The sequence below is a fragment of the Salmonella sp. 741265073_HBA genome, assembly GCF_046569105.1.
Lineage (GTDB): Bacteria > Pseudomonadota > Gammaproteobacteria > Enterobacterales > Enterobacteriaceae > Salmonella > Salmonella enterica.
In genome coordinates, this window is record NZ_JBKFRY010000008.1 from 100,821 (window position 1) to 115,318 (window position 14,498).

At 52.6% G+C, this 14,498-nt stretch carries 11 protein-coding genes and 1 pseudogene; 8 read left to right on the forward strand and 4 right to left on the reverse strand.

What is annotated here, in order from left to right:
- Positions 1-38: 38 nt before the first annotated feature.
- From ACLD3P_RS12895 to yhhY, 3 genes are all read right to left on the reverse strand, one after another.
- Positions 39-800, reverse strand: a complete 762-nt coding sequence (locus ACLD3P_RS12895; protein WP_001066509.1) for a glutamine amidotransferase — start codon at positions 798-800, stop codon at positions 39-41.
- Between the two features lie 15 nt (positions 801-815).
- The gene (locus tag ACLD3P_RS12900; protein ID WP_000667440.1) at positions 816-2,030 is read right to left on the reverse strand and encodes a PfkB family carbohydrate kinase; all 1,215 of its coding nucleotides are present in this window, start codon (positions 2,028-2,030) and stop codon (positions 816-818) included.
- Positions 2,031-2,293: 263 nt separating this feature from the next.
- Entirely contained in the window at positions 2,294-2,782 is a 489-nt protein-coding gene (gene yhhY, locus ACLD3P_RS12905; protein WP_001290279.1) for an N-acetyltransferase, read from the reverse strand.
- Positions 2,783-3,226: 444 nt separating this feature from the next.
- Between yhhY and ACLD3P_RS12910 the strand changes: the two genes are divergently transcribed.
- The 5 genes from ACLD3P_RS12910 (at position 3,227) to gntU (ending at position 8,458) form a co-directional block, all read left to right on the forward strand.
- On the forward strand, positions 3,227-4,264 hold the full coding sequence (locus ACLD3P_RS12910) for an oxidoreductase (RefSeq protein ID WP_220569591.1): 1,038 nt from the start codon (positions 3,227-3,229) through the stop codon (positions 4,262-4,264).
- A 123-nt stretch (positions 4,265-4,387) separates the two neighbouring features.
- Entirely contained in the window at positions 4,388-5,083 is a 696-nt protein-coding gene (locus tag ACLD3P_RS12915) for a pirin family protein (RefSeq protein WP_000639789.1), read from the forward strand.
- Positions 5,084-5,453: 370 nt separating this feature from the next.
- Entirely contained in the window at positions 5,454-6,449 is a 996-nt protein-coding gene (gene gntR / locus ACLD3P_RS12920) for a gluconate operon transcriptional repressor GntR (protein WP_000730239.1), read from the forward strand.
- Positions 6,450-6,587: 138 nt separating this feature from the next.
- Positions 6,588-7,121, forward strand: coding sequence for a gluconokinase (gene gntK / locus ACLD3P_RS12925; RefSeq protein ID WP_000108342.1), 534 nt, complete (start codon positions 6,588-6,590; stop codon positions 7,119-7,121).
- Positions 7,118-8,458, forward strand: coding sequence for a gluconate transporter (gntU, locus tag ACLD3P_RS12930; RefSeq protein ID WP_000105950.1), 1,341 nt, complete (start codon positions 7,118-7,120; stop codon positions 8,456-8,458). The genes gntK and gntU overlap by 4 nt, the downstream gene beginning before the upstream one ends.
- Positions 8,459-8,572: 114 nt before the next feature.
- On the opposite strand, the pseudogene ACLD3P_RS12935 reads toward gntU, so the two are convergent.
- Positions 8,573-8,647, reverse strand: a pseudogene (locus ACLD3P_RS12935) (MarC family protein); the annotation flags it as partial.
- 234 nt (positions 8,648-8,881) lie between these two features.
- Between ACLD3P_RS12935 and asd the strand changes: the two are divergent.
- From asd to glgX, 3 genes are all read left to right on the forward strand, one after another.
- On the forward strand, positions 8,882-9,988 hold the full coding sequence (gene asd / locus ACLD3P_RS12940) for an aspartate-semialdehyde dehydrogenase (protein WP_000799940.1): 1,107 nt from the start codon (positions 8,882-8,884) through the stop codon (positions 9,986-9,988).
- A gap of 347 nt (positions 9,989-10,335) precedes the next feature.
- Entirely contained in the window at positions 10,336-12,522 is a 2,187-nt protein-coding gene (gene glgB / locus ACLD3P_RS12945; protein ID WP_000098553.1) for a 1,4-alpha-glucan branching enzyme, read from the forward strand.
- Complete coding sequence (gene glgX, locus ACLD3P_RS12950; RefSeq protein WP_017441607.1) at positions 12,519-14,495, forward strand: glycogen debranching protein GlgX; 1,977 nt, start codon at positions 12,519-12,521, stop codon at positions 14,493-14,495. The genes glgB and glgX overlap by 4 nt, the downstream gene beginning before the upstream one ends.
- Positions 14,496-14,498: the final 3 nt, after the last annotated feature.

Genomic DNA, 14,498 nt, shown 5'->3' on the forward strand with positions numbered 1-14,498 from the left:
TTTTATAAAAGGAGTAACTTTCGTTACTCCATTGTTTTTTATTTTCTGGCGATGAATTGAAGCGTGTTGACCCACAGGTCGGTATAAAATGGCCATGACATAAACTGCTGGGTTCCCCAGTGTGGGGAGCAGTCACTCATAAAGCAGGCGGTTTTACCCTGTTGGTATTCACCGAACACTAACAATGGGTCATTATTTATTGTTAATACGACATCGGCATCGTCTCTGGCGACGGCCTGGTTATATCCAAGAAATACCGGATAATCTGAGAACCCGTTAACAACAGGATGTTCAGGTGAGACAGCCTCAGCACAGATACCCTCTGGCTTTTCTACCCGGTCATCGCCATCAAGCATAATAACTGGCAGAACCTCAGCAAGAACGGTGTTCTTATAATTGGCTTTTGCCTCAATACCCATAAATGACAGATAACCGCCAATCATGAGTAGTCCTCCGCCATTTTTGACGTACTCTTTAATGGACTCCAGAGCGTTTGGTTTTATTTTTAGCTGATAAAATGTCTCGTTTTGCAACAGGAAGGTGTTACTACCAATGTCGCTAATAACAATCACATCGTAACGGTTTAATTCGTCAATACTCTCTGGAAAGGCAATTTGTACCGTGTGGGCAGGCATGTAATCAATATCAACGCCGCCTTTCCTCAAGCATTCCAGTAACCATGTAGCGCCTTCTTCATATTTACTGGAGGTGAAACTGTCATAACCTTTTGAATGAATCATATGAATATGCCAGGATTCTCCAATAAAGAGCACCTTTAGTTTTTTCTGCGTATTGTTCATAGTCTGCTCCTTGATTTAGTGAGTAGAGATAGTTTGTTTGTAATGTGAACCCTGAATACGATGAAGAACGGAGTCGTTTTCCGGCATATCAGAGGCATTAGGCGTTTCAACCGCAAGTGAGGCAAATGCGCTGGCGTAGCACAATGCGGATGCCAGTGACTTTCCTTTTGCAAGACCAGATGCGAGGGCGCCATTGAAAGCGTCACCCGCTCCCGCAGTATTTTTTACAACTGCCGGAAATGCCGGGGAATAGATGAATTGTGTGCCATCATAAGCAAGCGAACCTTTGCTACCTAATGTAATAATGGTATTTTTGACGCCTTTCTGATGAATAATTTTGGCCGCGCATTTGGCTGATTCGATATCATTAACCGCCATATTGGCCAGCAGGCCTGCTTCCGTTTCATTTGGCGTAATATAATCAATGTTATCAATGATGGTGTTAACCATGTCATTGTATGGCGCTGGATTGATGATGACCGGTATGTCATTTTTTTGTGCGAGACGAATTGTTTGCTGCAGCGCTTCGTAGTTCGTCTCCAGTTGGACAAGAACAATATCTGAATGAACAATGGCTTCTTTCTGAATGGTGATTTCATCAGGGGAAATTGTCATGTTGGCGCCAGGGTAGATAGCGATGACGTTATCTCCGGTATCTCCATTCACCATGATGGTTGCTGTACCTGTTTGTGTTTCTTTGGTCTGGTAGATAACACTTTTATGGATTTTTGATGAGTTTATAAAATTAATGGCGTAATCACTAAAATGATCTGAGCCGACTTTAGTAATAAAATGTACATCAGAGTCGGCATAGCTTGCTGCTAATGCCTGATTACATCCCTTACCGCCGGGTGAAAAAATAAATTTATCGGCAAGCAATGATTCTCCCGTTGAGGGTAATCTCGGTAGATAACTGATAATATCAACATTGAACGAGCCAATAACACATACATTATTTTTCATGGCAGAGAGACCTTTTTTTATTTTCTGCGCTGATTCATATTTTTCCAGCACATAAGCAATTTCATTTTTTGCGACGTTATCAAGAGAATCAAGGGTAATAAATGCACCACCATGACAGCGAGTAAGATATCCCTGTCCGGCAAGTTCATTGAGATCTGAACGAATAGTTTCCTTTGTTACCTTGAGACTTTTCGCCAGATTTGAAACTTTTACAACTCCCGAAATACTGAGTTCCTTCAATATTCTATGATGGCGTTCAAATTTCATTTTTTACCTCACCGTGGTTAAATTAGTCCCGGGAGGAGTATATTGTTGTGATTGTCACCATAAAGTGATGGCAGAAACCAAAAAAAAACAAAAATGTAATATTAATATTGCTAAAATTACGGAAAAACGGTGATAAAGCTTAAAGTGGCAATAACCATGAAATTCAGATGGTTATTGTTTTGATATAGGGGAAGTAGGTTGCAATAACTGGAATGTGATGAAGGTTTGTGACGTTTCGCCCCACAGGGTGGGGCGGGGAAACTTTATTTCACGCGCGCCATAAAGTACGCATCAACGTACTCACCGTTGCGCAGGCCGTATTTCTTACCGGTACCTTCGATTTCAAAGCCGTACTTCTTATACACCGCCACGGCGGGCTCGTTATCAACAAACACCGTTAACTCGATACGCTCGACGCGCAGCCAGTTGTCGCACATGTCGATCATCGTGCGGATCAGCGCGCTGGCAATGCCGCGATTGTGCCACCGGGCATCCACGCAGATACCAAAATCGGCCACGTGGCTGCGGCGGGGACGTTGGGTGACCTGAATAGAAAGATGGCCAACGACAATATCGTCAATGCAGGCAACCAGTTGTTTAACCCCGGCTTGCTCGGTTAGCCGCGCCTGCCACATTTCGAGGGAAGGATGAGGAACCTGTAGCGTGTTGTGATACACCTCCGGCTGGGCGTGGATCTGACGAATGGCGTCGTAATCTTTCGGTTCAGCGTGGCGTATCACTATTTCACTCATTCCTTATCTCCTGCAGGGGTAATTGTGTATTTACACTCGCTGAGAAAGAAAATTCCGTCAACCGCATTTTTTTGCAAAAAGAAGTAGACAAGTGCGAATGAGAATGATTATTATTGCCTTGCGTTCAGGGAAACCCTTACGGAGAACCTGAAAGCACGACATTGCTCACATTGCTTCCAGTATTATTTTGGCCAGCTTTTGCTGGCTTTTTTTTTGGGTTTTGTTTCAGCCTGGCTTACTTGTCATTTTGTCCCCGGGAAGTGCTCGTGCTCCGGCCCTGCGCGCTTGCCGTGAACAAACTGACCGCGACGCCGACGGCCGATCTTGAGGCATCTGCTTTTGTAGGCCCGAAAAGGCTTCTCCGCATCCGGCAAAGAATCCAACATTCAGTCTCCTCACGCTTTGCGCTATGGTGTAAACAATCATCTTCAAAAGGATCGTCTCATGACCTTACACTGCGCATTTATTGGATTCGGCAAAAGCACCACCCGTTACCATCTCCCCTACGTTCTGAATCGGAAAGATACCTGGCATGTCGCGCATATTTTCCGTCGTCACGCTAAACCGGAAGAGCAGGCGCCGCAGTATTCACATATTCACTTCACCAGCGATCTGGATGAGGTGTTGGGCGATCCGCAGGTAAAACTGGTGATCGTCTGTACGCATGCTGACAGCCATTTCGAATACGCTAAACGCGTGCTGGAAGCGGGTAAAAGCGTGCTGGTTGAGAAACCTTTCACGCCGACGCTGGCGGAGGCTAAAGTGTTGTTCGACCTGGCGCGAAGCAAAGGACTGACCGTCACGCCGTATCAGAATCGGCGTTTTGATTCCTGTTTTCTCACTGCTAAAAAAGCGATTGAGAGCGGGAAACTGGGCAAGATTGTCGAAATTGAAAGCCATTTCGATTATTACCGCCCGGTAGCAGAAACCAAACCGGGCCTGCCGCAGGACGGCGCATTCTATGGACTTGGCGTCCACACCATGGATCAAATTATTTCGCTATTTGGCCGCCCGGATCATGTCGCGTATGACATTCGTAGCCTGCGTAATAAAGCGAACCCGGATGACACCTTTGAAGCGCAACTGTTTTATGGCGATTTGAAGGCTATCGTTAAAACCAGCCATCTGGTGAAAATCGACTATCCGAAGTTTATTGTTCACGGCACCAAAGGTTCGTTTGTGAAATACGGTATCGATCAACAAGAAACCAGCCTGAAAGCGAACATTATGCCTGGCGAACCCGGTTTCGCCGCTGACGAATCCGTCGGTGTGCTGGAATATGTTAACGATGACGGCGTGACCGTGAAAGAAGAGGTGAAACCGGAAACGGGTGACTATGGTCGTGTTTATGATGCGCTGTACCAGACGTTGACCGTCGGTACGCCTAATTACGTCAAGGAATCTGAAGTTCTTACCAATCTGGAAATCCTCGAACGTGCTTTCGAACAGGCATCGCCTGCGACGATAACCCTCGCTAAATAGCCATTACAGACTCCTCTGCGCTTATTCATATTTTTTGAACAGAGGAGTCAATTTTCACCCTCTATGATCCCGGACGGAATGAGTCCACACTTATTCCATCGAAAACATCTGGGGGTGAACACAATGATCTACTTACGCAAAGCAAACGACCGCGGTCATGCGAATCATGGCTGGCTTGACTCCTGGCATACCTTTTCTTTTGCCGATTATTACGATCCGAACTTTATGGGGTTCTCGGCGCTGCGTGTGATTAACGACGATGTGATCGACGCAGGCCAGGGGTTCGGCACGCATCCGCATAAAGACATGGAAATTTTGACCTATGTGCTGGAAGGTGCCGTAGAACACCAGGACAGTATGGGCAATAAAGAACAGGTTCCGGCCGGTGAATTCCAGATTATGAGCGCCGGGACCGGCGTTCGCCACTCCGAGTACAACCCGAGCAAAACGGATCGTCTGCGGCTGTATCAGATCTGGATCATTCCGCAAGAAACCGGCATCACGCCGCGCTACGAACAACGCCGCTTCGACGCCGCGCAGGGCAAGCAACTGGTGCTTTCGCCAGATGCTCGCGATGGTTCGCTGAAGGTCCACCAGGATATGGAGCTGTACCGCTGGGCGCTGCTCAAAGATGAGCAGTCGGTGCATCAGATTGCCGCTGAACGCCGCGTCTGGATCCAGGTGGTAAAAGGTAACGTGACCATTAACGGTACCAAAGCGACGACCAGCGACGGCCTGGCGATTTGGGATGAGCAGGCAATCTCGATTCATGCCGACAGCGACAGCGAAGTGTTGCTGTTTGACCTGCCGCCAGTCTAAAAATACACGTCATCCTTCAAGCCGCATCTGTGTTGGCTTTATTACTCGGCCCATCCATAGGCCTCGCCCCTTCGGGGCCGCTGCGAGCAGCGTTCAAATCTGCTCCCGGCAGATTTGTCGCTCACCCCGGTCGCGTACTTAATGTACGCTCCCGGGGATTTACTGAGGGACATCCTTGTCCCTCACCAGAGGCAACCTTCGGTTGTTCAAATTCGTTCCTGACGAATTTGTCACTGCGTCGCCGCCTTGATGCAACTCGAATGATTTTGTGTATTTCTCACAATAAAAAAACGACTTTTTTTCTCTGCGAAGGTTCACGCACGTCCGTGGTAAACTGGGCAAATCTATCCCTTTTATACTTTTCAGGACGATGAAAAAGAAAAGACCCGTACTTCAGGATGTGGCCGACCGTGTGGGCGTGACCAAAATGACGGTCAGCCGTTTTTTGCGTAATCCGGAGCAGGTCTCCGTCGCGCTGCGGGGTAAAATTGCGGCTGCGCTTGATGAGCTCGGGTACATTCCTAATCGCGCGCCTGACATTCTTTCCAACGCCACCAGCCGCGCCATTGGCGTTCTGCTGCCGTCTTTAACCAACCAGGTCTTTGCGGAAGTGTTACGCGGCATTGAGGCCGTCACCGATGCCCACGGGTATCAAACCATGCTGGCGCACTACGGCTATAAACCGGAGATGGAGCAGGAGCGCCTGGAATCGATGCTCTCCTGGAATATCGACGGCCTGATCCTCACTGAGCGTACCCATACGCCGCGCACCTTAAAAATGATCGAAGTCGCCGGGATTCCGGTGGTGGAACTGATGGACAGCCAGTCGCCGTGTCTCGATATTGCCGTTGGTTTTGACAACTTCGAGGCCGCCCGTCAGATGACCGCCGCGATTATCGCGCGCGGTCATCGTCATATCGCCTATCTGGGGGCGCGCCTCGACGAACGTACTATCATCAAGCAGAAGGGCTATGAACAGGCGATGCGGGACGCAGGCCTGGTTCCTTACAGTGTGATGATGGAGCAATCTTCATCCTACTCTTCCGGTATCGAACTCATGCGCCAGGCGCGACGCGAATACCCACAGCTTGACGGTATTTTTTGCACCAACGATGACCTGGCGGTGGGGGCGGCCTTCGAATGCCAGCGCCTGGGGCTAAAAATCCCGGACGACATGGCGATCGCCGGGTTCCACGGTCATGACATCGGCCAGGTGATGGAACCGCGTCTGGCAAGCGTCCTGACGCCGCGCGAGCGAATGGGCAGCATTGGCGCGGAACGCCTGTTGGCCCGCATTCGCGGCGAAACGGTCACGCCGAAAATGTTAGATTTAGGTTTCACCTTGTCACCGGGCGGATCTATTTAGTCTGACAACTTTGAAGTAGCTCACACTTATTCACTTTTGGCACGAATGGTCATTGCGTCGTGAATGGTGCGGTTGGACAATGTTACCGATAACAGTTACCCGTAACAAATTTTGCAACTTGTAGAGTGGGGGCCCGCTTTGAGCACGACTAATCATGATCACCACGTTTACGTTCTGATGGGCGTATCAGGCAGCGGTAAATCCGCTGTCGCAAGCGCCGTGGCGCATCAGCTTCATGCCGCGTTTCTGGACGGCGATTTTCTGCATCCGCGCTGCAATATTGAAAAAATGGCCTCCGGCGAGCCGTTGAATGATGATGACCGCAAACCGTGGTTGCAGGCGCTGAACGACGCCGCTTTCGCGATGCAGCGTACCAATAAAATCTCGCTGATCGTCTGTTCCGCACTGAAAAAACACTATCGCGACCTGCTGCGCGAGGGAAACCCGAACCTCTCCTTTATCTATCTGAAAGGTGATTTCGACGTCATTGAAAGCCGTCTGAAAGCGCGCAAAGGTCATTTCTTCAAAACCCAGATGCTGGTGACGCAGTTTGAAACGCTGCAAGAGCCGGGTGCCGACGAACGCGATGTTCTGGTGGTGGATATCGACCAGCCGCTGGAAGGCGTCGTGGCGAGCACCATTGAGGTCATCAATAAAGGCAGTACGCTGTGAGTACATTAACACTGGTTTTAACCGCCGTCGGTTCCGTCTTACTGCTGCTGTTTCTCGTGATGAAGGCGCGTATGCACGCCTTCGTCGCGTTAATGGTCGTCTCAATGGGCGCGGGGCTTTTTTCAGGGATGCCGCTTGATAAAATCGCCGCGACCATGGAAAAAGGGATGGGCGGCACGCTGGGCTTCCTGGCGATTGTGGTCGCGCTGGGGGCGATGTTCGGTAAAATTCTGCATGAAACCGGCGCGGTCGATCAGATAGCCGTCAAGATGCTTAAATCCTTTGGCCATAACCGCGCGCACTATGCGATTGGCCTGGCCGGCTTGATTTGCGCGCTCCCGCTGTTCTTTGAAGTGGCGATTGTGCTGCTGATAAGTGTGGCGTTCTCAATGGCGCGTCATACCGGCACAAACCTGGTGAAGCTGGTCATTCCGCTGTTTGCGGGCGTGGCGGCAGCCGCGGCGTTTTTGTTGCCTGGGCCTGCGCCGATGCTGCTGGCTTCCCAGATGCATGCTGATTTCGGCTGGATGATCCTGATTGGGCTGTGCGCCGCCATTCCTGGCATGATTATCGCCGGGCCGCTGTGGGGGAATTTTATCAGCCGTTACGTTGAGCTGCGTATTCCTGACGACATTACCGAGCCGCATCTGGGCGAAGGCAAAATGCCTTCTTTCGGCTTCAGCCTGTCGCTGATCCTGCTGCCGTTGGTGCTGGTAGGACTGAAAACGATCGCCGCGCGTTTTGTGCCGGAAGGTTCCACCGCTTACGAATGGTTTGAGTTTATCGGCCACCCCTTCACTGCGATTCTGGTCGCTTGTCTGGTAGCGATTTACGGCCTGGCGATGCGTCAGGGGATGCCGAAAGACAAAGTGATGGAAATCTGCGGCCACGCGCTGCAACCGGCGGGCATTATTCTGCTGGTGATTGGCGCAGGCGGGGTGTTCAAACAGGTACTGGTTGACTCCGGCGTCGGCCCGGCGCTGGGCGAAGCGTTAACCGGCATGGGACTGCCGATTGCCATTACCTGCTTTGTGCTGGCGGCGGCGGTGCGCATCATTCAGGGTTCCGCGACCGTGGCGTGTTTAACCGCGGTCGGTCTGGTGATGCCGGTCATTGAGCAACTGAATTTCTCCGGCGCGCAGATGGCGGCGCTCTCTATCTGTATCGCCGGCGGTTCAATTGTGGTTTCTCATGTTAACGACGCCGGTTTCTGGCTGTTCGGTAAATTTACCGGCGCGACCGAAGCACAGACGCTGAAGACCTGGACGATGATGGAAACTATCCTCGGCACGGTCGGCGCGATTGTCGGGATGATTGCTTTCCAACTGCTGAGTTGAGTCTTGTTGCCCGGTGGCGCTGTGCTTACCGGGCCTGGAAACGGGCACATATCGACACCGTAAGCCGGGTAAGGCGTAATCGCTACCCGGTTTTTTTATTGAGGTGTGCATGGCAATCGCCCAACGACGTTTTGCCTCGCCATGTTTCAGTACGCGCATAAAAACAGGCAAATTTCTACGCTGATCCATAATTAGGATCAATAAAACAGCGACGGAAATGATTCCCTTCCTAACGCAAATTCCCTGATAATCGCCACTGGACTTTCTGCTTGCGCGGTAAGGCAGGATATGTCGCATTACTGATGGCTTCGCTATCATTGATTAATTTCACTTGCGACTTTGGCTGCTTTTTGTATGGTGAAGGATGCGCCACAGGATACTGGCGCGCATACACAGCACATCTCTTTGCAGGAAAAAAACGCTATGAAAAATGTTGGTTTTATCGGCTGGCGCGGAATGGTCGGCTCTGTTCTCATGCAACGCATGGTAGAGGAGCGCGATTTCGACGCTATTCGCCCTGTTTTCTTTTCTACCTCCCAGTTTGGACAGGCGGCGCCCACCTTCGGCGACACCTCCACCGGCACGCTACAGGACGCTTTTGATCTGGATGCGCTAAAAGCGCTCGATATCATCGTGACCTGCCAGGGCGGCGATTATACCAACGAAATTTATCCAAAGCTGCGCGAAAGCGGATGGCAGGGTTACTGGATTGATGCGGCTTCTACGCTGCGCATGAAAGATGATGCCATTATTATTCTCGACCCGGTCAACCAGGACGTGATTACCGACGGCCTGAACAATGGCGTGAAGACCTTTGTGGGCGGTAACTGTACCGTTAGCCTGATGTTGATGTCGCTGGGCGGTCTCTTTGCCCATAATCTCGTTGACTGGGTATCCGTCGCGACCTATCAGGCCGCCTCCGGCGGCGGCGCGCGCCATATGCGCGAGCTGTTAACCCAGATGGGTCAGTTGTATGGCCATGTCGCCGATGAACTGGCGACGCCGTCTTCCGCAATTCTTGATATTGAACGCAAAGTTACGGCATTGACCCGCAGCGGCGAGCTGCCGGTTGATAACTTTGGCGTACCGCTGGCGGGAAGCCTGATCCCCTGGATCGACAAACAGCTCGATAACGGCCAAAGCCGCGAAGAGTGGAAAGGCCAGGCGGAAACCAACAAGATCCTCAATACTGCCTCTGTGATCCCGGTTGATGGTTTGTGCGTGCGCGTCGGCGCACTGCGCTGTCACAGCCAGGCGTTCACCATCAAGCTGAAAAAAGAGGTATCCATTCCGACGGTGGAAGAACTGCTGGCGGCACATAATCCGTGGGCGAAAGTGGTGCCGAACGATCGTGATATCACTATGCGCGAATTAACCCCGGCGGCGGTGACCGGCACGTTGACTACGCCGGTTGGTCGTCTGCGTAAGCTGAACATGGGGCCAGAGTTCTTGTCGGCGTTTACCGTAGGCGACCAGTTGTTATGGGGCGCCGCCGAGCCGCTGCGTCGAATGCTGCGCCAGTTGGCGTAGTAGCTATTGCAGCGCTTATCGGGCCTGCGTGTGGTTCTGTAGGCCGGATAAGGCGCGCTCGCGCCGCCATCCGGCGGGGGAATTTGTGTTAAACCAGGGGTGCATCGTCACCCTTTTTTTTGCGTAATACAGGAGTAAACGCAGATGTTTCATTTTTATCAGGAGTTAAGCAGAGCATTGGCTATTCTTTAAGGGTAGCTTAATCCCACGGGTATTAAGCCTAACCTGAAGGTAGGACGACGCAGATAGGATGCACAGTGTGCTGCGCCGTTCAGGTCAAAGAAGTGTCACTACCTGATGTTGAATTCAGTGAGATGGAGTGACGCCACAAAACAGGATGACAAACCATGTCCAGTCGTATCGATAGAGACGTGATTAATGCGCTAATTGCAGGACATTTTGCGGACCCTTTTTCCGTACTCGGAATGCACCAGACCCAAGCCGGACTAGAAGTCCGCGCCCTATTACCTGACGCCACCGACGTATGGGTGATTGAACCCAAAACCGGACGTAAAGTCGGCAAACTGGAATGTCTCGACGCTCGCGGTTTTTTCTGCGGCGTTTTACCCCGACGTAAAAATTTCTTTCGCTATCAGCTCGCCGTGACCTGGCACGGACAGCAGAACCTCATCGACGATCCTTACCGTTTTGGTCCATTAATACAGGAAATGGATGCCTGGCTATTGTCGGAAGGCACCCACCTGCGTCCTTATGAAACGCTGGGCGCGCACGCCGATACGATGGATGGCGTCACCGGCACCCGTTTCTCCGTCTGGGCGCCTAATGCCCGTCGCGTTTCGGTTGTCGGGCAATTCAACTATTGGGATGGGCGTCGCCACCCGATGCGTCTGCGCAAAGAGAGCGGTATTTGGGAGCTGTTTATCCCCGGCGCGCATAATGGACAACTGTATAAATTCGAGCTGCTTGATGCGAACGGTAATCTGCGCATTAAAGCCGATCCCTATGCTTTTGAGGCGCAGATGCGTCCGGAAACGGCGTCGATGATTTGCGGACTGCCGGAGAAAGTGACGCCAAGCGAAGAACGACAAAAAGCCAATCAGTTTGATGCGCCGATCTCGATTTATGAGGTGCATTTAGGTTCATGGCGCCGCCATACGGATAACAATTTCTGGCTGAGCTATCGTGAGCTGGCGGATCAGCTTGTGCCTTACGCCAAATGGATGGGCTTTACGCACCTTGAACTCTTGCCGGTCAACGAACATCCGTTTGACGGCAGTTGGGGCTACCAGCCGACCGGCCTCTACGCGCCGACCCGCCGCTTTGGTACGCGGGACGACTTCCGCTATTTCATCAATGCGGCCCATGCGGCGGGCCTTAACGTCATTCTCGACTGGGTGCCGGGCCATTTCCCGTCCGATGAATTTAGCCTCGCGGAGTTTGACGGCACCCACCTCTATGAGCACAGCGATCCGCGCGAGGGCTATCACCAGGACTGGAATACGCTGATCTACAACTATGGTCGTCGTGAAGTCAGTAATTATCTGGTGGGCAACGCCCTGTACTGGATGGAGCGTTTTGGGATTGATGCGCTGCGTGTCGATGCGGTGGCCTCTATGATCTACCGCGACTACAGCCGCAAAGAGGGCGAGTGGATACCGAACGAGTTCGGCGGTCGTGAAAACCTGGAAGCCATTGAGTTTCTGCGTAATACCAACCGCATTATTGGCGAGCAGGTGCCCGGCGCGGTCAGCATGGCGGAAGAGTCGACAGACTTCTCTGGCGTGACGCGTCCACCGGAAACGGGCGGCCTGGGGTTCTGGTACAAGTGGAACCTGGGCTGGATGCACGACACGCTGGACTATATGAAGCTGGACCCAGTGTACCGCCAGTATCATCACGACAAGCTGACCTTTGGTATGTTGTACAACCATACCGAAAACTTTGTTCTGCCGCTGTCGCACGATGAGGTGGTTCACGGCAAGAAATCCATTCTCGATCGTATGCCGGGCGATGCGTGGCAAAAATTCGCCAACCTGCGCGCCTACTATGGCTGGATGTGGGCCTTCCCCGGCAAGAAACTGCTGTTTATGGGGAATGAGTTTGCCCAGGGACGCGAGTGGAACCATGACGCCAGCCTCGACTGGCACCTGCTGGAGGGGGGCGATAACTGGCACCACGGGGTTCAGCGTCTGGTACGCGATCTCAACCACACCTATCGCCACCATAAAGCGTTGCATGAGCTGGATTTTGATGCTTACGGCTTTGAGTGGCTGGTGGTCGATGACAATGAACGCTCGGTACTGATTTTTGTACGCCGTGATAAAGCCGGTAACGAGATCATCGTCGCCAGCAACTTTACGCCCGTTCCTCGCCACGACTACCGTTTTGGCATCAACCAGCCGGGACGCTGGCGTGAAATTCTCAATACTGATTCGATGCATTATCACGGTAGCAACACCGGCAACGGCGGCGTGGTGCACAGCGATGAGATCGAAAGCCATGGCCGTCAGCACTCTCTTAGCCTGACGTTACCGCCGTTGGCGACGATCTGGCTGATGCGGGAGGGGGAATGACGCAGCTTGCGATCGGCGAAGCAACGCCGCATGGCGCAACGTATGACGGTCATGGCGTGAATTTCACGCTCTTTTCCGCTCATGCGGAGCGCGTAGAGCTGTGCGTTTTTGATTCCCGAGGGAATGAGCGTCGCTATGACCTGCCAGGACGTCGCGGCGATGTCTGGCATGGTTATCTGGCAGGCGCCAGGCCAGGTTTGCGCTATGGCTATCGCGTACATGGCCCGTGGCAGCCAGCGCAGGGGCATCGGTTTAATCCGGCGAAGTTACTGCTTGACCCTTATGCGCGCCGGGTCGAGGGCGAACTAAAAGATCATCCGCTGTTGCACGGCGGACACGATGAACCGGACTACCGCGATAACGCGGCGGTGGCGCCGAAAAGCGTGATAATCAGCGACCATTATGACTGGGAAGATGACGCCGCGCCGCGCACGCCGTGGGGAAAAACGGTCATCTATGAAGCGCATGTCAAAGGGCTTACCTACCTGCATCCGGAACTCCCCCAGGAGATACGCGGCACCTATAAAGCGCTCGGTCATCCGGTCATGGTGGCGTATTTCAAACAGCTTGGCATTACGGCGCTGGAACTGTTGCCGGTGGCGCAGTTTGCCAGCGAGCCGCGCCTGCAACGTATGGGACTGACCAATTATTGGGGTTATAACCCGATGGCGATGTTCGCGCTGCATCCCGCCTGGGCCAGTTCGCCCGAGACGGCGCTGGACGAGTTTCGCGACGCGGTGAAAGCGCTGCATCGCGCGGGGATTGAGGTCATTCTGGACATCGTATTAAACCATAGCGCCGAGCTGGATCTGGACGGTCCAACCTTCTCCCTGCGCGGAATTGATAACCGTAGCTATTATTGGATAAGGGACGATGGCGATTATCACAACTGGACGGGGTGCGGCAACACGCTCAATTTAAGCCATCCTGGCGTGGTGGAATACGCGTGCGAGTGTTTGCGCTATTGGGTGGAAACCTGTCATGTCGATGGTTTTCGTTTTGATTTGGCGTCCGTCATGGGGCGCACGCCGACGTTTCGCCAGGATGCGCCGCTGTTCGCCGCGATTAAAGCGTGTCCTGTGTTATCAACGGTCAAGCTGATTGCTGAACCGTGGGATATTGGCGAGGGCGGCTATCAGGTCGGGAATTTTCCGCCACCGTTTGCCGAGTGGAACGACCATTTTCGCGATGCGGCCCGCCGATTCTGGTTGCCGCGTAACCTGACGACCGGGGAGTTTGCCTGTCGTTTCGCCGCTTCCAGCGATGTGTTTAAACGCAATGGCCGCGCGCCCGGCGCCTCTGTCAATCTGCTCACGGCGCATGACGGTTTTACGCTCCGGGACTGCGTCTGTTTCAATCAGAAACACAATGAGGCGAACGGTGAGGAAAATCGCGACGGCACCAACAGCAATTACAGCGACAATCATGGTAAAGAAGGATTAGGCGGTCCGCTTGATTTAATGGAGCGGCGGCGCGACAGCATTCATGCCCTGCTGGCGACGCTACTGCTCTCTCAGGGAACGCCGATGCTGCTGGCAGGCGATGAACACGGCCATAGCCAGCACGGCAACAATAACGCCTACTGTCAGGATAATGCCTTAACCTGGCTGGACTGGCAGCAGGCAAACCGTGGGTTAACCACGTTTACCGCCGCGCTGATTCGTTTGCGTCAGCAGATACCGGCTTTAACCGGCAATAGCTGGTGGGAAGAAGGCGATGGCAACGTGCGTTGGCTGAATAAAAACGCGCAACCCTTGAGTGCGGATGAGTGGCAAAACGGGCCTAAGCTGATGCAAATTCTGTTGTCGGACCGTTTTCTGATTGCGATAAATGCCACGCTTGAGGTGACAGATATAGTTTTACCCGAAGGGGAATGGCGCGCCGTTCCCCCATTCGCTGGAGAGGATAATCCGGTGATAACGGCGGTCTGGCAGGGACCTGCGCATGGACTGTGTGTGTTCCAGAGAGGATAAAAA